This window comes from Microbulbifer mixtoriginis (SeqCode) (genome assembly GCF_052466695.1).
This window is the reverse complement of record NZ_CP174285.1, coordinates 2,070,590-2,089,842: the sequence shown is the minus strand read 5'-3', so window position 1 is coordinate 2,089,842 and position 19,253 is coordinate 2,070,590. Positions and strand designations below refer to the sequence as shown.

Below are 19,253 nucleotides of genomic sequence, written 5' to 3'. Positions count from 1 at the left end.
TACAACACAATTAAAGGTGAAAAGACATGGAGTTTGAATATTCAGAAAAGGTGCAGGGCCTGTTGGAGCGGCTCAAAAACTTTATGCAGGAATATGTGTATCCCGCTGAGAGTACCTATATACAGCAGTTGCAGGATGACCCCTGGGGCGAGCCCCCTATTATGGAGGCTTTAAAAGAAAAAGCCCGTGAGGCTGAGCTGTGGAATTTATTCTTACCCGATTCCCGCTATGGTGCCGGCCTTACAAACTTGGAATATGCGCCTTTGGCGGAGGAGATGGGCAAGGTCTTATTTGCCTCAGAAATTTTTAATTGCAGCGCCCCGGATACCGGCAATATGGAAGTGCTGACCCAGTACGGATCGGAAGTGCAGCGGGAAACCTGGCTGAGGCCATTGCTGGAGGGCAATATTCGCTCGGCATTCGCCATGACCGAACCCAAGGTGGCCTCCTCCGATGCTACGAATATTGAAACTTCTATCGTGCGCGATGGCGATGAATATGTGATTAATGGTCATAAATTTTATATTAGTGGCCTGATGAATAAGCGCTGTAAGGTCATGATTGTGATGGGCAAGACCGATCCCACTAATCCGGATCGGCATCGCCAGCAATCGCAAATCCTGGTTCCCACAGATACCCCTGGGGTAAAAATAATTCGGCCCATGCAGGTATTTGGCTACGACGATGCTCCGGAAGGTCATGCGGAAGTGATTTTTGAGAATGTTCGGGTGCCTGCGTCTAATCTGATTTTCGGAGAAGGGCGTGGTTTTGAAATTGCCCAGGGGCGTTTGGGACCGGGCAGAATTCACCATTGTATGCGTCTGATTGGCCAGGCCCAGCGCGCCCTGGAAATGATGGCAGGCCGCTCGGAAAATCGTATTGTGTTTGGTCGCCCGATGAGCAAGCAGGGCTCAGTGCGGGAGGATATTGCCAGATCTGCCTGTGAAATTGAGCAGGCACGTTTGCTAACTTTAAAAGCTGCGGCGCAAATGGATCGACTTGGCAATAAAGCGGCCAAAGACCTGATTGCCATGATTAAAATTGTTGCACCGCAAATGGCCTGTAAGGTGATTGACCGCGCTATCCAGATTCACGGTGCGGCAGGGTTGAGCCAGGACTATAGCTTGGCCCACCACTATGCTTACGCGCGGACTATCCGTTTAGCCGATGGACCAGACCAAGTACATATGATGCAGCTGGGACGTAACCTGGCTGCCCGTTATGCCGCAGAGACTGCACAGGGAGAGGAGCATGTCTGAAACCGTAAAGGAGTCACGTAACTCAGTGGAAGCTTTGCCGCTGGAAAAGTTGCAGGAATACCTCAGCGCAAATGTTGAAGGTTTTTCCGGGCCACTGAAAGTCAGTAAATTTTCCGGCGGTCAATCCAATCCCACCTTTAAGCTGGAAACGCCTTCAAATACCTATGTATTGCGTCGGCAACCCCCGGGAAAACTATTGAAATCTGCTCACGCAGTGGATCGTGAGTACCGTGTTATGTCTGCACTGGCAGATACCGATGTACCGGTGCCCAAAGTTTTTCATTTATGTGAAGACCGGGATCTGATCGGCTCCATGTTTTACCTGATGGAATACTGTGAGGGGCGGATTTTCTGGAATGCGGCAATTCCTGAGGCAGATGCTCCTGCGCGCAGTGCTATGTACGATGAAATGAATCGGGTGCTTGCCGCATTACATAGTCTCAACATCGACGCCATGGGGTTATCTGATTACGGCCGCCCGGGAAACTATTTTCAGCGGCAGCTGGAACGCTGGACGGGGCAATACCGGGCTTCCGAGACACAGCCTATTGCGGCGATGGAAGAGTTGATTGAATGGCTTGGCAGTGCGCTTCCGGAAGACGATGGTCGGATAGCTCTGGTACACGGTGATTACCGCCTCGACAATATGATTTTCCACCCTAAAGAAGCCAAAGTGATCGCCCTGCTGGATTGGGAACTTTCTACGTTGGGCCACCCATTTGCCGATCTTGCCTATCAGTGCATGCAAATGCGTATGCCTGCTGGGGGTGACAAGATGTCCGGCCTGTTGGGGCTGGATATTGCCTCGCTGGGTATCCCCTCTGAACAGGCCTATGTGGCCAAGTATTGTGAGCGTATGGGGATTGAGGGCATTGATCACTGGCCTTTTTATTTAGCGTTTAGTTTTTTCCGTTTAGCGGCGATAGTCCAGGGCGTGGCCAAACGCGCACAGGATGGCAACGCCTCTAATCGCAATGCGGCCAGCCTCGGCGCCCTGGTAGCGCCACTGGCACAAACGGCAATGAGCATTGCCAGCGAGGCGAGTTAGTTAGAAGGTCATCTCGATACAATTAATTGTGCTTTTTATTGTGCTTTGGAAAAATGATAAGGATAAAAAAATGGCAAAGAATCTTTTTGATCTCACCGGAAAAATTGCTCTGGTAACCGGTGCTAGCCGGGGTATTGGTGAGGCAATTGCAAAACTTTTGGCAGAGCAGGGCGCCCATGTGCTGGTATCCAGCCGAAAAATTGAAGGCTGTCAGGCTGTTGCCGATGCGATTGTCGATGCCGGCGGTAAAGCGGAAGCGGTGCCTTGCCATATCGGCAATATGGAAGATATCCAGAAATTGTTTTCCGATGTCCGCGAACGCTTTGGGCGGCTGGATATCCTAATTAACAATGCGGCTACCAACCCCTATTTTGGTCATATCCTCGATACCGACCTCGCGGCTTTTGAAAAAACGGTTGAAGTGAATATTCGTGGCTATTTCTTCATGTCTGTGGAAGCGGGCAAGTTGATGCGTGAGCAGGGTGGTGGTGTGATTGTGAATACTGCCTCGGTCAATGCCCTGCAGCCTGGTGTGGGGCAGGGAATCTATTCCATCACCAAGGCGGCAGTAGTCAATATGACCAAAGCCTTTGCCAAGGAGTGTGCCCAGTTCAATATCCGTGTTAATGCCCTATTGCCTGGGCTGACCAAAACCAAGTTTGCCGGGGCACTCTTCACCCACGAGGATATTTATAAAACCGCAATCGGCCATATCCCTATGCACCGTCACGCCGAGCCTGAGGAGATGGCGGGTACAGTACTCTACTTAGTTTCCAACGCCTCCAGTTACACCACGGGCGAATGCGTAGTGGTGGATGGCGGAATGACTTCCTGTGGGGGAATTTAATATGCAAGATCCAATATTGGATTTCGACAACCAGGTTGCCCTAATTACCGGCGCCGCCAGTGGTTTTGGCAAACTGCTGGCTAAAGAGTTGGGATCTCGCGGAGCGCGCTTGGTACTTGGAGATATTAATGAAGAGGGTCTGATGCAACTCGCTGATGACCTGGGTAGTGATGGTATCCAGGTGCGCGCTCAACGTTGCGATGTTTCCTCTGAAGCGGATTGTGTCGCTCTGGTGCGACTGGCCGAGTCTGAGTTCGGTGGCCTGAATATGGCGGTTAATAATGCCGGTATCGCTCCGCCGATGATGTCCCTGAAGCAGACTGACGAAGCGATGATGGACCATCAATACAATGTAAACCTGAAGGGCGTATTTTTCGGTCTCAAACACCAGCTGCCATTAATGAAAGATCGTGGCGGTGTGGTTCTCAATGTTTCCTCTATGGCTGGGCTGGGGGGAGCACCCAAAATTGCCTCCTATGCTGCCGCCAAGCATGGGGTTATTGGGCTGACCAAAACTGCAGCAATGGAAAACGCCAAGTACGGTATTCGGGTGAATGCCATTTGCCCATTCTATTGCCTGACGCCAATGGTGACCTCTGTGGAGGCCCCAGGGGCCAGCCCGGAAGAGGTTCAGGCTTTTCTCGCCGAAGGTTGTCCGATGAAGCGTCTTGGTGAGCAGGAAGAAGTAGTAGCGGCTATGTTAATGCTACTCTCTCCGAAGATGACTTATGTTACCGGCCAGGCACTGGCTGTGGATGGCGGTTTATCGGCTTATTGATAGCTGAGGTGGATCAAAATAGGTGCTGTTAATACCTGCACTGCCACTCCTGAAGATTTATTGCCGAGCAAGGGAGGAGGCAGATAGGTGTTAACAGCCCACAACCTGATATTTTTTTGGTTGATGAAAACCAGTCCGCGATGGAGAATCCTAAAAGCAAGTTTATTGCGAAAGGTTTTTGCAGATGTTGGCTTCTGGTGCAACGCTATATCGCTTTAGGAGAGCTTCGTATATTCCTTTATTGCATAGCTGTCTGAGACCGTGATTGAAGGCATCTCTGTCTACTTTGTTTTTAAATGCCATTTTAAATGTCAGAACAGGTACAACGATTGTATGGATATCGACCTCATTCATAGAGTGGCCATCTTTAGAGGAGAAATAAGAAAAAATACTTTTATCAATAATTATAATTGAGTTGTCTTCCCTCCAGAATTCCCTTACCTGATCTTGAGAGCTTTCTAATTCTACATAATTCTTTGCACCTATCTTTCCGGGAGAGAAGAGCTGGCTAAATTCTGGCCCAAGATCCTTGTGTGCTCCTGTCCAGGTTATTACGTGGTGTCCTACTAGATCCTTTAGTTGATTGATTTTAATTTGATCTTTTTTTCGGCTGATTGCGTAGTTGATAAATGCTATATAGTCATTTGAATAATAGAGGTCTCCATTGTTTCCGTGTACATTCGCTTCGGCCTCTGCCATACCTCGCTCTATTGCTCCAAGAATCTCCCCCCAGCCCATTTGGATAAATGAGATGGTGTAATCTGGAAGAGACTGGGTGATGACATCGACTTCTAACCCACTCTTCGCCTGATTGATGACATAGGGGGGGGCATCCTGAGATATGGCAATTTTCAATTCTTTGGCGTGGCTTGAGAAGGCGAAGCAGATCAGGAGTAGGCTAAGATGCGATAATATTTTTGATGGCATATTGATTTCACTTGCTTAGCGGATATCTGAGGTTAATAGGGTAATGTAGATATATTAGGCTAAAGACAATATTTTGTTTGATATGGAGTTTTTGTCTTTTTTTCAAAGGGGGCAAAGGAATATGAGTCTTCGATGTAATAAGTTATTAATGAAGATAGTGCTCTAAAGGGAATATTCCCAGTAAAAATTAATTTCCAAAAAGAATATGGGGAGTCTTTAATACGCTGGGAGAGACTCTGTAAGAAGATTGGAGATTGCTCAGTGATGAATTAACTGTTTCCCTAAGTGAATCATGGGTAAACCATGTGTTGATACGAACCCAGAAGCAGCCAAGAAACCGGTTTGGGAGTGGATGGTTGAAATTAAGTGATTGCTTGTGCTGAAAAAACTGCTGGGGTTTATGAGTAGGTTATCCTTCCGTTCTCTCTCTAGAGTTTTATGGGTAAAGAATTTTTGTTGCTACTTTTTATCGCTGCCTTTGAGTTTAAGAAGTCAGAGCGAAGCAAGAGATTGACGCACGATATTTAAATGGGAAACCGGCATCCCTTTTCTAAAGAATGCACCGGTAAAGTCAATTTCTTGAACTTTGATAAAGTTAGAGACTAGTGGGCTTCCCCAGTAGGGATTTGTTCCCCACCAGCCATATCGACCAGCGCTTCTGGGGTTTCTCTGCAGAAAATTGATCGCTTGCTGAACATTGTCATATCTGAGATAAAAAATTCTATTATCGAAGACACTATGTGCATCGAAGATTATCAGGTGGTTTAGGGATATGCCTTTGCGACCGAGTAAATTGGCCAGGTTGATGGCCGTGGTTCCCCCACGGCTGTAGCCAAGCAGTAATAAGTGCTTCTGCTGTAGAGATGCCCCCACTAGAAAATCCCGGGCTCTACTTTTTTCAGTTGGACCGAACATGGCCCCGCCCATTTCGGTTACCCAAGCCCTCAAAGCTTGGTTATCACCGGCATTGGAGCCACCCGCGCCATAGATGCCCACCACGGCCAGCTCACTCTTTGTAACTTTATTGTTTATAAGTGTCATTTTGCACTGCAACGACACTGATGCTTAAGTGTAGAAATAGACGTAGCACACTGGTAAGAGAGCTACTGTTTCTATGGCAGAATCCGACAGCGTTTCTGCGCTGCCTTACGCAGTTCTCGGGGTAAGACCGGTTCCGCAATATTATTTTGTTGTTGGCGCCATTCTTGGCAAAGAGCAACATAGTTTTCGGCACTAACCTGGCTGCGTAATGTCTGCCATGGGTCTTCCTTTACTTCAGATTCTGGCCGAGGAGGTTGCCACTGAGCAATTTCCTGAGTGGTTAGTTGAATCTCATGATTCTGAGTCATAGCGGGGGTTCGGGCACCAAGGTGCTGTGCCGGATGTACCAACATTAAAAAAGCGGTCACCAAAGCGCAACTCAGGGAGGCTCCGGATAAGATTCGGCCTATATCCTTTTTCGGTTGATAGCCTTTTGCCTGTAATAAGATTCCACAGTCTAACTGTTGCGGTGAGGTAAAAGCTGACGCCTCTTCGCGGTATTGGTGCTCCCAGTTACTCATGCTTCTACCTCAATCACTCTTTTATGGCCTCCACTTGCCAGGGTTTTGCTTGAGATCCGTAGATCAGGGTTTCAATTTGTTGTCGAGCCAACTGGTAATACTCTCGACATTTTTTCAGTGAAATACGCTCTATATCCGCTACTGAGGCCAGGGAGAGTTTGCACTCCATATGCAGTAGCAATACGTTGCGCTGAAGCTTGGGGAGTTTTTGAATAGCTGCGACAACCTTACTCTCACTGGTTAATGCCTCAGATTGTGTAGTGCTGTCTACGTGTTCCCGCAGAGCTTTGTTGACTTGAATAAACAGCCAGTTTCTAAATAGCCGGCCATTAAGTTGCGGAGGGTTCTGTAAGATATTTTCCCACAGGGCCTGTAGCAACTGTGTGGTTGAAGAGGGTGCCATTTGTACGCAGTAGCGATAGAGAGCGTCTTTGTGGCGGTTATACAGTGGCTCAAATACAGCAAGACTGCGTTTCTCCCGGTAATGCTCGAGCAGTTTTTCATCAGAAAATTGTTGGAACGCTTTGCGAGACAAAGTGTTGTGCCTCCGTACGCAGTGAACCCGAAAGCCAGAGGTGGCTTAGGTCTGGATTTATGCGTCGTTGATCATAAAAATTGTAGTCGGTTTAGACATTAAATTTTTTATCCAAGTGAACAACTTTGGGTGCCTATTGCTTTTAGATCCGCCCAAGTTCTCTTGGCCTGCGAAGTATAGATGCCCCTGCTTAGCCAGGGCTTACAGAGGGTAACGGGTAACGCCATAACTTGATGAACGGTCGTTTGGCGCTTTAAACCTTTTTCTGAGGGATAATTGGCGCGCAATGAATTTTTTTACTCAAAAATTCTCTTAATAAAGAGTGCTTTCTTTAAAATTGTCGATGTTCGCTTTGTTTGAAAATATGACAGAAAAAATGCGACCGGTTCTGCGGGGGCAGGGCAAACTATTTATAAAAATAATTTGCTTGAGAAGTCTCCCGGTTAGTGGTGTGTCGGCAAATCCGGCAGTGGTAGAGGCAGTTGTAAGGGACCGTGTTCGGCGCGCAGATCTGTTAGCCTCAGACCTACGCCAAGCAGGCGAATGGGAGTCGATCGTTTATCCCAGCATTCCTGCAGTAACTGGCGAAATTCAGAAATTCGACCTGCGCGACTATTGCGTTCATGAGTACTCTGGGAAAAGTCAGCATATTTTACCTTTACGGTGGCGCCATTAACTTCATATCGATCGCCGAGTTTTTCCAGGCGTTCCAGCAGTCGCGTATACAGGTGAGTCATTTCCTCCAACCATTCGTTAAACTCACAGAGATCCTTGTTAAAGGTGCGCTCCACACTGACACTTTTGCGAGAGCCATCTCCACTCACTGGGCGATCGTCGATGCCGCGGCTCAGTTCATAGAGACGGCGCCCAAACTTCCCAAAGGTTTTACTCAACTCCACCTGGGAATAGCGCCTGAGGTCGGCACAGGTGTGAATTCCTTGGCGGTGCATTTTCTCTGCTGTTACTCGGCCCACACCATGGATTTTGTTCACCGGTAAACGCAATACGAATTGATCTACTTCCTCTGGCGTGATTACCGTGAGTCCATCGGGTTTACGCCAGTCACTGGCGATCTTGGCCAGGAACTTGTTTGGGGCGACGCCGGCTGAGATCGTAATGCCAAGGGTCTCTCTCACTCTTTGGCGGATCTCCTCCGCCATTAATGTAGCGCTACCGTGGCAGCGCCCACTATTACTGACATCTAGAAAAGCCTCATCCAGCGAAAGGGGCTCAATATCGTCACAGTAATCGAGGAAAATTTCGCGGATCTGCTGACTGACTTCACGGTATTTGGCCATGTTGCCGGGTACTACAATCAAGTCAGGGCAGAGTTTTTTGGCCTGGGCGGTTGGCATGGCGGAGCGTACGCCGTAACTGCGAGCTTCATAATTGCATGTGGAGATTACACCGCGGCGGTCACTGCTACCACCTACGGCGAGTGGGCGCCCGCGAAGATTGGGATCGTCTCGCATTTCGACCGAAGCGTAAAAACAATCACAGTCGCAGTGGATAATCTTTCTCATGCTGTGATTATATACAGTGTTTTATGGCGCCAGGAAGTTATTTCTGCCGTTAGACAGAGCCGGTTTGACAACGGATAGGTGAATGATGAGTAGCATTCCTTTAGTGGAGACCCCTGATTCAGATGAAGCCATCAGGGTATTTGCAGAAATTCAGGATGAGCTGGGTGGGATTCCCAGCCTGTTTAGGATTTATGCCCACCACCAAGGACTGCTGCTAGCTAATTGGCAGAAGTTCAAGGCAGTGATGTTACACGGCTGTCTTTCCGCCCAGCTGAAGGAGGCTATTGGCTTGGCGGTCTCTGCGGATAATCACTGCGACTATGGCATTTACCACCACAGTACCTCCCTGCAAATGCTCGGGGTAACCCCCGATGAAGTCATGCGTATTCGCACAGACCCAAAGAATGTGCACTTTTCCGAGAAGGAGCATGCACTGTTTGACCTTGCTCGCAACGCCAATACATCCCCAGACGATCACCGGCAGCACCTGATCGCTGAGGCACGCAAGCTGGGAGCGGGGGATGATGAGTTATTGGAAGCCTTGGGGGTTATGGAGCTGGTGCTGGGCTTCAACCACCTGGCAGAAGTGCTGGACCTGGTACCAACCAGAACGCCCCACCAAAAATAACCCCGGTGAATTACCGGGGTTAAATCTTGTATAGCGCAAGGGTGCTACTTGGGTGGCCGGCCCCTGCCAAAAATCAATGTCAGGACAAAAAGCACAATAAAGATGAAGAAGAGGATTTTAGCGATTTCTGTCGCTGTGGTGGCGATACCACTGAAACCGAAAAATGCGGCTATCAGTGCAATAACCAGGAAAATAATGGCCCAACGTAGCATAGTGGTCTCCAGTTAAGATAGAGGGAACCGGTTGCAAAACTTTGGGGGGCAGACTCCCAACCTCTTAATTGGTAGTGAATGGAGTCGGTAATTACAAATTTCTATCACCGCCAGTATCTGTGACCTTATCCAGGCTAACAAAGTAAAACCCCTGTTTCGTGGTCTGTGCATGGATGAGAGGCAGTGCTGCTGCCACCTCCTTACCATGCTCATACATTGGGTGCAGCATTACCACGCTGCCGTCTTTGGCATTCTGAACTATGTAGTCGGCGATGAGCTCGGGCCTGCTCATATCCACATGCAGGTGAGGCTCCAGGTCCCATTGAGCCAACTCGAAATTTTGTGCAGCCAGAAGGCTGCCAAGCTCTTCAGAGATACGTCCAAAAGGGGGCAGGATCGCCGGTTTTTCTCGATAGCCATGATGCTGTAAAAGCAGACAGGTCTTTTTAATCTCTGCTTTGGCACTACTCAAAGGTAGATTTGCCAAGTCGACATAGGAGTAACCGTGACTTCCGACCTGGTGGCCGGCACTCACTATGGCGTGTGTTTGATTGGGATAACGCTCCATATCCTTGCCAACCAGAAAGAAAGTTGCGGGTATTTGCAGGGCTTCAAGCTGGTGTAACAGGGATTCGGTTATGCCCGGCACAGGCCCGCCACTAAAAGCCAGGGCAATACGTTTTTTCTCTTCGGGTTCTGCCAGTACTGCCAGAGACAGGCATAGGAAAATGCTCGATACCGTAAATATTATTATTCTCATTTAATGCGGCAATTTTATCTGGACCAGAAAAGAAAAAAGCCGTCAGAGACGGCTTTTTGTGCTTTGCTATCGCTCGAGAAGGTCGAGCTTGCCTTTCTTGCCATCCCACTCTTCGGCATCGGGTAGCGGGTCTTTTTTCTCGGTGATATTTGGCCAAACCTCGGCGAGTTCGGCATTCAACTCGATGTATTCCTGTTGATCATCGGGCACTTCGTCCTCAGAGAAAATCGCATTGGCGGGGCACTCAGGCTCGCACAGGGCGCAGTCGATACACTCGTCGGGATGGATCACTAGAAAGTTAGGGCCTTCGTAAAAACAGTCTACCGGGCAAACCTCTACACAGTCGGTGTATTTGCACTTAATGCAGTTTTCCCCAATTACGAATGTCATGATTGTCCCTCAATAGTGCACTGATTCTTTCGAGCACGGATTCTATCAATTACTGGCGCGAATTGTAGTGGCTTTTCAGTCGATTTAGTTCACTGTTTATAACAAGTTGCACTGGGCGACAATTGCCGCCCGGCCTTTTACTTCAATAACTTGCGTAAAGCATAGAGCGCTTCCAGGGCCTGGCGCGGGGTCAAATCGTCTGGGTCCAGCTCCTCCAGCGCATCCACTGCAGGGTGGCTGGGACTGCCGAACAGATCGACCTGTTGGGGAGAATCAGCTTGAGTTGGTGCTGAGAGTACTGGCGCTATAGTCGTTTCCGTTGCCTGCTCAGGTGCTTGAGTTGACTCGGGAGTCACTACGGGTACATCTACTGACTGGGCGCCGGCCTCCAAGGCCGCCAAGCGAGTACGGGCCTCTGTGAGTACATCGGCGGGAATCCCCGCCAACTTGGCCACTTGTAAACCGTAACTTTTGGAGGCGGGTCCCTCCTGAATGCGATGCAGGAAGACGATGCCCTCACCGTGCTCTGTGGCGTCCAAGTGGATGTTGGCTGCTTCGGCACATTGATTGGGTAGATCGGTCAGCTCGAAGTAATGGGTGGCGAACAAGGTGAAGGCGCGCACTTCTCCGGCCAGGTAATGAGCGCAGGCCCAGGCCAGGGAAAGACCATCATAGGTACTGGTGCCGCGGCCGATTTCATCCATCAGTACCAGGCTGTGTTCACTGGCATTGCGCAGGATATTAGCGGTCTCGGTCATTTCCACCATAAAGGTGGAGCGGCCACCGGCCAGGTCATCGGCACTGCCGATACGGGTAAAGATGCGATCCAGCAGACCGATCTGGGCGCTGTCTGCTGGGACATAGCTGCCGCAGTGCGCCAGCAGGGCAATCAGCGCAGTCTGGCGCATATAGGTAGATTTACCACCCATATTCGGGCCGGTAATGACCAGCATACGGCGATCGTCGCGCAGCTCGATATCGTTGGCGACAAAGGGTTCGTCCAAGACCTGTTCCACCACCGGGTGACGTCCACCGGTGATATGCAGGCCAGGATCGGTGCCCAGCTCAGGGCGGCACAGGCGCAGGTTGTCGGCACGTTCAGCCAAGCAGGCCAGAACATCCAATTCAGAAATACCAGCCGCAGCGGCTTGCAGCTCAGCCAGAGACTCATTCAGTTGATTAATCAGCGCCTCATAGAGGGCCTTCTCTCGCGCCAGGGCGCGGCTTTTGGCTGAAAGTGCCTTGTCTTCGAACTCTTTTAATTCGGGAGTAATAAAGCGTTCGGCATTCTTCAGGGTTTGGCGGCGGATATATTCCGCCGGTGCCTTGTCACTCTGTCCACGGCTGATTTCAATAAAGTAGCCGTGGACCCGGTTGTAACCCACCTTCAATGTGGGGATACCGGTGCGCTCTTTTTCGCGCAGTTCCAGCTGTACCAGGTAATCCCCTGCGTTCTCACTGATAGCGCGCAGCTCATCCAGCTCTTCATCGTAGCCGGTGGCAATAACGCCACCGTCGCGAATTACTACCGGAGGGTTTTCAATAATGGCATCTTGCAGCAGCTCTACGGTTTCAGGCCACTCGCCGATCTGGCTGCACAATTCATTCAATAACGTTGCGTCAGATTCCGCTAACTGTTGCTGAATTTCCGGGAATTGAGCTAGGGACTGGCCCAGGCGAGCCAAATCCCGAGGACGTGCAGAGCGCAGTGCCAAACGGCCCAGGATTCGCTCCATATCGCCTACAGGTTTGAGGGCATCACGCAGAGGCTCAAAGCCATAATCGGCAATTAATGCTGCGATGGCATCCTGGCGGTTGCGCAAGGTGGTTAGCTGGCGCAGGGGGTTGTTGAACCAGCGTCGCAATAAGCGGCTACCCATAGCGGTTTTACAGCTATCGAAGACCGACAATAGGGTATTGTCATCGCCACCGTTCAGGTTCAGATCAATCTCCAGATTGCGGCGACTGGCGCCGTCCAGGGCCACGGTTTCATTGCCGCTTTCGGTGTGTAGGCCGCGAATGTGTGGCAGCTCGGTGCGCTGGGTATCCCGTGCATATTGCAGCAGGCAGCCAGCGGCCACTATGGCGCCGTGCATATGACTGCAACCAAAGGCTTCCAGGTTCATGGTGCCAAATTGTTGATTGAGCAGGCGCAGGGCGGTTTCCAGCTCGAACTCCCAAGGCGCACGGCGGCGTACACCGGCACGGCGTTCAATTTCCACTGGCAAAGAGAGGTCTTCTGGCGCGAGTAGCTCAGCCGGGTTATGGCGCTGAACCTGCTCGGCCAGGGCTTCCAGAGAATCTGTTTCCTGAACCACAAAACGACCGGTTGCCAGGTCCAGCAGTGCCAGGCCAAATACATCGCCCAAGTGCGAAATAGCAGCCAGGAGGTTATCGCGGCGATCGTTGAGAAGTGCCTCGTCCGTGACCGTGCCCGGAGTAACAATACGTACTACCTGGCGCTCAACCGGCCCTTTGCTGGTGGCGGGATCACCGATTTGTTCACAGATGGCAACGGAAACACCAGCTTTAATCAGCCGCGCCAAGTAGCCCTCAGCTGCATGGTAGGGAATACCGGCCATGGGTATAGGCTCACCCCCGGACTTGCCACGCGCAGTAAGAGTGACATCCAACAGCTCAGCCGCCTTCTTGGCATCATCAAAGAACAGCTCGTAAAAGTCCCCCATACGATAGAACACCAGCTCTTGGGGATGCTGGGCCTTGATGCGCATGTATTGCTGCATCATGGGGGTGTGTTCGGGTTTCGCGGCCTTAGTCTTGTTTGCGGTTTTTGGCATTTTTCTCTAAGAAAATCAGTAAGTTACAAAAGTGTTCGCAAACCCCAAGAGCCCCGCAGGAGTGGCGGTCGGCTCAGTTTGGGGTAGGGGGCAGGTTTCCTGGGGGCTTAATGAGCAGAAGCGTTCGATCAAATAATGAACGGCAAGCCCAAACCTGATGTTCTTGAAGCATGCAATCGGGATAGATCTGAACAGAAAGGTCCAGGCCAAAGTTCGAAGAGCTTCTTTATAGGGGGCGCAGAATAGCAGAGTGGAGGACAAACCACTATGGATGGCTTATCAACCGCTGGAGAGATGGCTAATAGCGACCCTGTGATTTTATGAGAACTTTAATAAAGAAGTGGGATGTGTTGCTTTTGAGGTAAGGGCTTTCACTTTTCTTTGCTCCAAAAAAACTGTTGTTGAATTTTTCAAGGGGGGTACCCGACTCTTCAAGACCGTGTACTGAGAAAGCCAATTTTCTACGTGGTAGTGCATCCTTCCAGTTAGGACATGTGTGCATAGTAGGTTGGTGAAATACAGTACTGATAGCTAAGCCCTGCTTCGTATATCAGAATTCAAAAGACGCTTCTCCTATTTCTAGGGAAAATTCTATAACTTGTTGATTTTTAACGGATGTGAAAAGTGATATAAAGCAGGGATAACGTGGAATTATAAAGACGCTGCTATATATCTACCTGTTTTATTTTGTGACACTCAATGTAGTTTTTTGACTTTACTAGGTTTTTAAGTTGGCTTTGATTGAGGACAGCAGAATTATATAGAAGGGTGATATCTAGACGCTGCTTTTGAATTAACTGTTATGATTTTTTATGCCTAGAAAGATACAAAGAATAGGATTAAGGCACTACGGAGCTAAGACGGTTGAGTTAAATGATTCCGTAGATTGGGAGTCAGTGGTAACCGAAATTTTCATCGGTTTTCTGCTTGGAGTCTTCGCATATATGGGGTATATAGGTGGAATTCTATTGCTCTTTGTCCCGTGCTTTATCGGATCAGTTATATGCTTCTACGCAGTGCTAAGAAGTGCGGTGTTGTATTTCTGTAAAAAATCGAAAAAGAAGCGTGTTGATGCCCCAAAATCATAACAAGCGGCTCAAGTACGCAGGCTGCGCCTGCCGGACTCGCTGCTGCGCAGCTCGCCGCTTAGCCGGGCGTTAACCCAACGAGGAAAGTAATGGCTCAAGAAAGAAAACCATTCATTACACTTGGAAAGTCAAAGCTTTCCAAATTCGCTAATGGCACTGTACTCGTCATCTTACTTATCTATGCCGCTGTAAAGAGCGGCATCATAGAGCCAGCTGTAACACGAGGATTTGATTACACGATTTCTGCAAACGAGTTGTCAGTTTCTAGCGCTCAGGAGTTACAAGAAAAATTGGGGAGCTTCTCTCTCAACGAGGCACAATTAAGCTCAGAACTTGCAAAAGCGGGCATAGACTTACATCAGTTCCAAGAAAACACGTCAATGGAACTCGTTATTAGCACAACGCAAAATGGATTCGAGGGCCTGATTATTGAGTTTCAATCAACACTGGACCCAAATAAGTTAAAGTCAGTTTACGCAGACATTGCTGACCAAATTCAAAGTCATGTTTCAAATAAAAAGGGTTAACAAGAAGCTGCACCCGACTCCGGCGCTATCGCGCTTCCGCGGGTGAGCTTGGCGTTATGTTGCCATTATGTGAAGAGTAGCAATTTCAATGCGATTTTTACTTTTAAGTCTTTCGATATTATTGGCCACAGCATGTGCGCTCGACTTACATGAAAACTTCCAATCTCATATGAGTAGCGCGGTTGGAGAAAGCATTGACGATCCTCACAACTGGGCTAGAAAAGACCGATTTGTTAGAGCTGTAGAGCTGCCCGGAGGGAACATTGAAAATGAGTACAAATTTCGAGCCAGCTGTAGATACTTTTATGAGTATGAACCATCCTCTCGGGTAATTGTTGGGTGGCGTTATGAAGGCAAAGAGGCAGATTGTGCTATCGCCCCATAGCTCCGTAAACAACATAACAAATGCAAGCAGTATGCTACGGCCCTTCGGGCCTCCGCGGGGCGCCCAACGCTATGCACATTTTGTGGGCGTTAAGCATCAAAAACATGGAAGCTCTCAAAGAACTTGAAGAATGGTATTTTTCTCAGTGCAATGAGGACTGGGAACATACCTATGGCATTGAAATCGGTACTCTTGATAATCCAGGCTGGTTTCTAAAGGTAGACATCACCGATACAGATATAGAAGAAAAGAAATATGAAGGTTTTTCCTACGGTGTAGGTGATGACGCCGAAGCGAGTAGGAACGACTGGATTATTACAAAATTAGAAGGCGGTAAGTTTGTTGGCTATGGTGGCCCTCACAAACTAAGCGAGCTGATAAAGCTCTTTCTAAAGTGGGTAAAAAATGCTTAACAAGCCGCAGCAATCGCTCCCGATGGTCGCTGGGACAGCCAAAACGCTACGCTTTTTTGTCTGCCCCTGTGCGGGGTGTTAAATTTAAGGAAGATCATGCGAATAATTGTAGTTTTGTCCTTGTTGCTAGCTGGGTGTAGCTCGATCAAAACCTATGACAAAGAATCTAATCTGGAGCTAATACATGCAGGCGTTTTTCTAGCCAACCAACGGGAAATTGAGTATATCAATGACCCCAACTCGACAAGCGGCGTTCGTTCAATCTCAGATCCATCCATAGTTTGTACTTCAAAAGAAATACCTATGAAGCTAGGTGTGACATTTGGGGTCTACTATAAGATTAAAGGTTATCCCGAATCTCATACAGATATCCCTGTAGTGGTAGAAACCTCACATCCTGAAATAATTAGCAGTTCTGGCAGCCGCTCGTCGCTAGACATCTGGGAGTCAGACACATCTCACTATTCACAGGGTGGGCACGTAGGTGGAGCCCTATTTACTTTTGAAGGCGTCAATGAGCTAAAGCCAGGTCACTGGAGTATTACAGTAAAAGCAGAAGGCACTGAGATAATTCAAGAATTCAATGTCTCGGGAGACAACTACTTAGATCTATCATCGTGCCACAAAATTTAACAAAGTGCTGCAAGCGACGCGTAAACGCGCGCTTGAGCTGAGCGTTAAGGTCACACGGAATAAGCAATTAAGGATTACAAATGGCAGTACCAAGAGTGTTCATCAGTTCAACATGTTATGACCTATCAGAAGTGAGAGATAGGCTTGTTAGTTTCTCTGAAAGCTTTGGGTTTGAAACATCTCTTAGTGAGAGAGGCGATGTTTTCTACCATCCAGATTTACATACACACGAATCGTGTATAAATGAAATATCTAACTGCCAACTCTTTATACTGATCATTGGTGGGCGATTTGGTGGGAAACATAAAATTGATCCTGATAAATCAATTACCAATGCAGAATTCATAGCGGCAAAAGAGCTAGGAATACCTGTCTTTACCTTTGTTAAAGAAGGGGTGTTAAGTGATCATAACTTTTATCAGAAGAATAAGAGCAAAGATTTTGCGGAAGAAATAACCTATCCGTCTATTGAAAACCAAGATCATGCAAAGAATATATTTAATTTTATCGATCAGGTTAGGCTTTCTGATACAAACAATGGTTTTTTTGGATTTACATATGCTAAAGACATTGAGGTTTATCTTCGGAAGCAGCTCGCAGGTATGTTTTTTGGCTTTCTAAGCGAAAGAAATATTGGCTCTCAATTAAAGAGTACTAATGATGCGGTCTCGAACCTTACAGTCGCCTCCAGAAAAATTGAAGAGCTTGTAAAAACTATTTATAGACAGGTAGATACAGCTCATGCAGATAATGTAATTAGTACTATTGAAGATATAAGTAGTGCAAAAGAATTTTTTGACTATATTTCGGATAAAATAGAGGTCGATAAATTTATTCCAGCTTTTGCTGTTGAAAGCCTAGTCTCATTCGCCTCTGGAAGTTGGGTTGATTTTATCCTCTCCCTAGAGAGCTTCTCATATATTCATGATATCCAAGATAAAGATGGTCGTACCACTGATGCTTTAGGTTACAAACCAAGTAAGCGACTGGTTGCTGATATTGATGGAGATTTAACCAATTCGGAACTGCAGGTGATTAGCAATATGGAGGAGAAGTTCTCTTCATATATAAGGCTGTCAATTGAAGATAAGCGGGAAATTATCATGGCTTATGTAAAAAGCCTTAACAAGTCAAGCAAGAAGGACGTGCAAAAAGCGCGCGCCTCTTCTTGAGGCGTTAGCAGTCTTAAGCCATGAGTAAATGTAAAGTATGTAACTGTGATCTAGCCGAAGTGCCAATGTGTTTTGGCAGCGGTTCACCGGCCGCACTTATTGTGCCTCCCGAAGAGTTTGATGAGCGTGTGGCTGAGAATGCAGACCAATGTATCGTCGACGGAGAGCACTATTTTGTGCGTGGCCATATTGAGCTTCCAGTTACTGATAGTGAAGAGGTATTTATCTGGTCGGTTTGGGTGTCCTTAAGTGAGGCAAGCTTTGCACACATGAGTGAGAACTGGGAATCCGAGGGTAGGGAAAACTGTGAGCCATATTTTGGCTGGCTATCAACATCTCTACCATGCTATCCAGATACTCTGCACCTAAAAACTAGCGTTCAGTCTCAAGCCGTTGGCCAAGTTCCGCTAATATCGCTTGAGCCCACAGAGCACCCACTATCACTAGAGCAGCAGTCAGGCATCACAATGGAGCGTGTTCATGAAATCGTTCATCAAGTTATGGCGCACTGATCAACTGCTAACAAGTAAAGGCAGCATCGCCCTTCGGGCTGGACGCGCTAACGCGCGCCGCTGCTTTGGGCGTTATGTGTTTTTATCGATAGCCAGCAATATTAATGCTGAATATATAATCAATGAAATAGGTTAATTTTGTATCATTATTTTACGATTTTGTGGCCCCATTTGTTTTAGTTTGTTTAGGGCTTTTTTCGGGGTTAGAGTTTTTTAGTTTTGATGTTAAGTCATTTTATTGGTGGTTTGTTCAGGTGCTTTTCATGTTGTTGTTCTTTAGTGTTGTAAGTGATTGTAGAAGCGGCAGTTATAAAACGAATTGGTACACTAAATTTGATCCAGGGTCTGGTCGATACATTTATTCTATCTGGCCAAATTGGGTATTATATATCTTTGCTGCGTCTTCATTAACGGCATTTGTCTTAGGAGTTAGTATTGGTGGTCATCTGGCGTAAAGCACATAACAAGCCGTTGAAGTCAGACAGTCACAAGCTGTAGTCAAAAGTATAGAACAGCTTGCGCCCGCCGCTTAATGGGGCATTATATGGCGGTGCCACTAATCAAAAATGTTCAGGGTATGAAAAATGAACGTAAATTATAAGCAAGGAACTAAAGTAGACTGTCAACGTATAGCTGAACTTGATTACTTGGCATCTGACGGTGCAGTTGAATATCTTTTTCACAATTTGATACCGGGTTGTTCTGCTTTGCAGCTACTTTGTGATGGATTAGAACAAGACGTTTACCCTCATACTTTTCGCAGTGCTATTGTGGCTGAAATTGATCAAAAAATTATCGGAATGGCCCTCTCATATCCGGCGCACTATCACGGTATAACTGAAGAATTAACAAACTTTTTACCAGCTAATCGAATTGAAAGGTTCAGAGAGTTTTATACCAGTAGAGTTGAAGGAAGCTATTTTCTCGATGCTATGTGTGTTGAAGAATCGTATCGAAGATTGGGTGTTGGTAAATCATTGATAAATCATACAAAAGAAAAAGCAAGTAATGACGGTTACAATGAACTTAGTCTCATTGTGTTTGCTGACAATATTCGAGCTATTGGCCTTTATAAAACCCAAGGATTTAGAGTAGTAAAAAATATCAAATTGGAGTCACATGAGCTTATTCCTCATAAAGGTGGCTGTTTGCTCATGAAGGCTGAAATATAAAACCATATGACAAGGTGATGATGTTTGTTCCGGCCCTGTGGGCCTCCATCGGACGGTTGTCGCTTTGCAGTGCCCGCCGCATAT

The 19,253-nt window shown here is 47.7% G+C and carries 20 protein-coding genes; 11 read left to right on the top strand and 9 right to left on the bottom strand.

Annotated elements, in window-relative coordinates; genetic code table 11:
• The first annotated feature begins 26 nt into the window (after positions 1-26).
• The 4 genes from ACJJI0_RS09330 to ACJJI0_RS09315 all read left to right on the top strand — a co-directional run bounded on the left by ACJJI0_RS09330 (position 27) and on the right by ACJJI0_RS09315 (position 3,932).
• Positions 27-1,259, top strand: a complete 1,233-nt coding sequence (locus ACJJI0_RS09330; protein ID WP_444885645.1) for an acyl-CoA dehydrogenase family protein — start codon at positions 27-29, stop codon at positions 1,257-1,259.
• Positions 1,252-2,307, top strand: coding sequence for a phosphotransferase (locus tag ACJJI0_RS09325; protein ID WP_444885644.1), 1,056 nt, complete (start codon positions 1,252-1,254; stop codon positions 2,305-2,307). The genes ACJJI0_RS09330 and ACJJI0_RS09325 overlap by 8 nt, the downstream gene beginning before the upstream one ends.
• Before the next feature lie 70 nt (positions 2,308-2,377).
• Positions 2,378-3,154 (top strand): SDR family oxidoreductase, encoded by a 777-nt coding sequence (locus ACJJI0_RS09320; RefSeq protein ID WP_444885643.1) that lies wholly within the window; start codon positions 2,378-2,380, stop codon positions 3,152-3,154.
• Position 3,155: 1 nt separating this feature from the next.
• Positions 3,156-3,932, top strand: a complete 777-nt coding sequence (locus tag ACJJI0_RS09315; RefSeq protein WP_444885642.1) for an SDR family NAD(P)-dependent oxidoreductase — start codon at positions 3,156-3,158, stop codon at positions 3,930-3,932.
• Between the two features lie 162 nt (positions 3,933-4,094).
• Here the strand turns inward: ACJJI0_RS09315 and ACJJI0_RS09310 are convergent, their stop codons facing one another.
• From ACJJI0_RS09310 to dinB, 5 genes are all read right to left on the bottom strand, one after another.
• The gene (locus ACJJI0_RS09310; protein ID WP_444885641.1) at positions 4,095-4,859 is read right to left on the bottom strand and encodes a transporter substrate-binding domain-containing protein; all 765 of its coding nucleotides are present in this window, start codon (positions 4,857-4,859) and stop codon (positions 4,095-4,097) included.
• Positions 4,860-5,351: 492 nt separating this feature from the next.
• Positions 5,352-5,900 carry a hypothetical protein gene (locus ACJJI0_RS09305; protein ID WP_444885640.1) on the bottom strand — a complete coding sequence of 183 codons (549 nt, stop codon included), beginning with the start codon at positions 5,898-5,900 and terminating at the stop codon, positions 5,352-5,354.
• A 71-nt stretch (positions 5,901-5,971) separates the two neighbouring features.
• Positions 5,972-6,421, bottom strand: coding sequence for a hypothetical protein (locus ACJJI0_RS09300; protein WP_444885639.1), 450 nt, complete (start codon positions 6,419-6,421; stop codon positions 5,972-5,974).
• Between the two features lie 13 nt (positions 6,422-6,434).
• Positions 6,435-6,956: an RNA polymerase sigma factor gene (locus ACJJI0_RS09295; RefSeq protein WP_444885638.1), complete on the bottom strand. Its 522-nt coding sequence runs from the start codon at positions 6,954-6,956 to the stop codon at positions 6,435-6,437.
• Between the two features lie 443 nt (positions 6,957-7,399).
• The gene (gene dinB / locus ACJJI0_RS09290) at positions 7,400-8,479 is read right to left on the bottom strand and encodes a DNA polymerase IV (RefSeq protein WP_252085113.1); all 1,080 of its coding nucleotides are present in this window, start codon (positions 8,477-8,479) and stop codon (positions 7,400-7,402) included.
• An 85-nt stretch (positions 8,480-8,564) separates the two neighbouring features.
• On the opposite strand from dinB, the gene ACJJI0_RS09285 reads away from it, so the two are divergent.
• Complete coding sequence (locus ACJJI0_RS09285) at positions 8,565-9,107, top strand: carboxymuconolactone decarboxylase family protein (RefSeq protein ID WP_252085114.1); 543 nt, start codon at positions 8,565-8,567, stop codon at positions 9,105-9,107.
• Between the two features lie 44 nt (positions 9,108-9,151).
• On the opposite strand, the gene ACJJI0_RS09280 is transcribed toward ACJJI0_RS09285, so the two are convergent.
• The 4 genes from ACJJI0_RS09280 to mutS form a co-directional block, all read right to left on the bottom strand.
• Positions 9,152-9,319 (bottom strand): DUF1328 domain-containing protein, encoded by a 168-nt coding sequence (locus ACJJI0_RS09280; protein WP_252085115.1) that lies wholly within the window; start codon positions 9,317-9,319, stop codon positions 9,152-9,154.
• A 91-nt stretch (positions 9,320-9,410) separates the two neighbouring features.
• Positions 9,411-10,079, bottom strand: coding sequence for a polysaccharide deacetylase family protein (locus tag ACJJI0_RS09275; RefSeq protein WP_444885637.1), 669 nt, complete (start codon positions 10,077-10,079; stop codon positions 9,411-9,413).
• Between the two features lie 66 nt (positions 10,080-10,145).
• On the bottom strand, positions 10,146-10,469 hold the full coding sequence (gene fdxA, locus ACJJI0_RS09270) for a ferredoxin FdxA (RefSeq protein ID WP_252085117.1): 324 nt from the start codon (positions 10,467-10,469) through the stop codon (positions 10,146-10,148).
• A 137-nt stretch (positions 10,470-10,606) separates the two neighbouring features.
• Positions 10,607-13,267: a DNA mismatch repair protein MutS gene (gene mutS, locus ACJJI0_RS09265; RefSeq protein ID WP_444885636.1), complete on the bottom strand. Its 2,661-nt coding sequence runs from the start codon at positions 13,265-13,267 to the stop codon at positions 10,607-10,609.
• A gap of 1,177 nt (positions 13,268-14,444) precedes the next feature.
• Here mutS and ACJJI0_RS09260 point away from each other — a divergent pair.
• The 6 genes from ACJJI0_RS09260 (at position 14,445) to ACJJI0_RS09235 (ending at position 19,169) form a co-directional block, all read left to right on the top strand.
• Positions 14,445-14,882, top strand: a complete 438-nt coding sequence (locus tag ACJJI0_RS09260; protein ID WP_444885635.1) for a hypothetical protein — start codon at positions 14,445-14,447, stop codon at positions 14,880-14,882.
• A 489-nt stretch (positions 14,883-15,371) separates the two neighbouring features.
• Positions 15,372-15,680 carry an immunity 53 family protein gene (locus tag ACJJI0_RS09255; RefSeq protein ID WP_444885634.1) on the top strand — a complete coding sequence of 103 codons (309 nt, stop codon included), beginning with the start codon at positions 15,372-15,374 and terminating at the stop codon, positions 15,678-15,680.
• Between the two features lie 96 nt (positions 15,681-15,776).
• Positions 15,777-16,313, top strand: a complete 537-nt coding sequence (locus ACJJI0_RS09250) for a DUF3859 domain-containing protein (RefSeq protein ID WP_444885633.1) — start codon at positions 15,777-15,779, stop codon at positions 16,311-16,313.
• Between the two features lie 80 nt (positions 16,314-16,393).
• Positions 16,394-17,485 (top strand): DUF4062 domain-containing protein, encoded by a 1,092-nt coding sequence (locus tag ACJJI0_RS09245; RefSeq protein WP_444885632.1) that lies wholly within the window; start codon positions 16,394-16,396, stop codon positions 17,483-17,485.
• Between the two features lie 20 nt (positions 17,486-17,505).
• The gene (locus tag ACJJI0_RS09240; protein WP_444885631.1) at positions 17,506-17,997 is read left to right on the top strand and encodes a DUF2199 domain-containing protein; all 492 of its coding nucleotides are present in this window, start codon (positions 17,506-17,508) and stop codon (positions 17,995-17,997) included.
• Between the two features lie 584 nt (positions 17,998-18,581).
• Positions 18,582-19,169 (top strand): GNAT family N-acetyltransferase, encoded by a 588-nt coding sequence (locus ACJJI0_RS09235; RefSeq protein WP_444885630.1) that lies wholly within the window; start codon positions 18,582-18,584, stop codon positions 19,167-19,169.
• Positions 19,170-19,253: the final 84 nt, after the last annotated feature.

Excerpts from the sequence above, each read along its gene's own strand:
- ACJJI0_RS09330 (WP_444885645.1), top strand. The coding sequence starts at position 27 with ATGGAGTTTGAATATTCAGAAAAGGTGCAGGGCCTGTTGGAGCGGCTC.
- ACJJI0_RS09325 (WP_444885644.1), top strand. The coding sequence starts at position 1,252 with ATGTCTGAAACCGTAAAGGAGTCACGTAACTCAGTGGAAGCTTTGCCG.
- ACJJI0_RS09320 (WP_444885643.1), top strand. The coding sequence starts at position 2,378 with ATGGCAAAGAATCTTTTTGATCTCACCGGAAAAATTGCTCTGGTAACC.
- ACJJI0_RS09315 (WP_444885642.1), top strand. The coding sequence starts at position 3,156 with ATGCAAGATCCAATATTGGATTTCGACAACCAGGTTGCCCTAATTACC.
- ACJJI0_RS09310 (WP_444885641.1), bottom strand. The coding sequence starts at position 4,859 with ATGCCATCAAAAATATTATCGCATCTTAGCCTACTCCTGATCTGCTTC.
- ACJJI0_RS09305 (WP_444885640.1), bottom strand. The coding sequence starts at position 5,900 with ATGACACTTATAAACAATAAAGTTACAAAGAGTGAGCTGGCCGTGGTG.
- ACJJI0_RS09300 (WP_444885639.1), bottom strand. The coding sequence starts at position 6,421 with ATGAGTAACTGGGAGCACCAATACCGCGAAGAGGCGTCAGCTTTTACC.
- dinB (WP_252085113.1), bottom strand. The coding sequence starts at position 8,479 with ATGAGAAAGATTATCCACTGCGACTGTGATTGTTTTTACGCTTCGGTC.
- ACJJI0_RS09285 (WP_252085114.1), top strand. The coding sequence starts at position 8,565 with ATGAGTAGCATTCCTTTAGTGGAGACCCCTGATTCAGATGAAGCCATC.
- ACJJI0_RS09280 (WP_252085115.1), bottom strand. The coding sequence starts at position 9,319 with ATGCTACGTTGGGCCATTATTTTCCTGGTTATTGCACTGATAGCCGCA.
- ACJJI0_RS09275 (WP_444885637.1), bottom strand. The coding sequence starts at position 10,079 with ATGAGAATAATAATATTTACGGTATCGAGCATTTTCCTATGCCTGTCT.
- fdxA (WP_252085117.1), bottom strand. The coding sequence starts at position 10,469 with ATGACATTCGTAATTGGGGAAAACTGCATTAAGTGCAAATACACCGAC.
- mutS (WP_444885636.1), bottom strand. The coding sequence starts at position 13,267 with ATGCCAAAAACCGCAAACAAGACTAAGGCCGCGAAACCCGAACACACC.
- ACJJI0_RS09260 (WP_444885635.1), top strand. The coding sequence starts at position 14,445 with ATGGCTCAAGAAAGAAAACCATTCATTACACTTGGAAAGTCAAAGCTT.
- ACJJI0_RS09255 (WP_444885634.1), top strand. The coding sequence starts at position 15,372 with ATGGAAGCTCTCAAAGAACTTGAAGAATGGTATTTTTCTCAGTGCAAT.
- ACJJI0_RS09250 (WP_444885633.1), top strand. The coding sequence starts at position 15,777 with ATGCGAATAATTGTAGTTTTGTCCTTGTTGCTAGCTGGGTGTAGCTCG.
- ACJJI0_RS09245 (WP_444885632.1), top strand. The coding sequence starts at position 16,394 with ATGGCAGTACCAAGAGTGTTCATCAGTTCAACATGTTATGACCTATCA.
- ACJJI0_RS09240 (WP_444885631.1), top strand. The coding sequence starts at position 17,506 with ATGAGTAAATGTAAAGTATGTAACTGTGATCTAGCCGAAGTGCCAATG.
- ACJJI0_RS09235 (WP_444885630.1), top strand. The coding sequence starts at position 18,582 with ATGAACGTAAATTATAAGCAAGGAACTAAAGTAGACTGTCAACGTATA.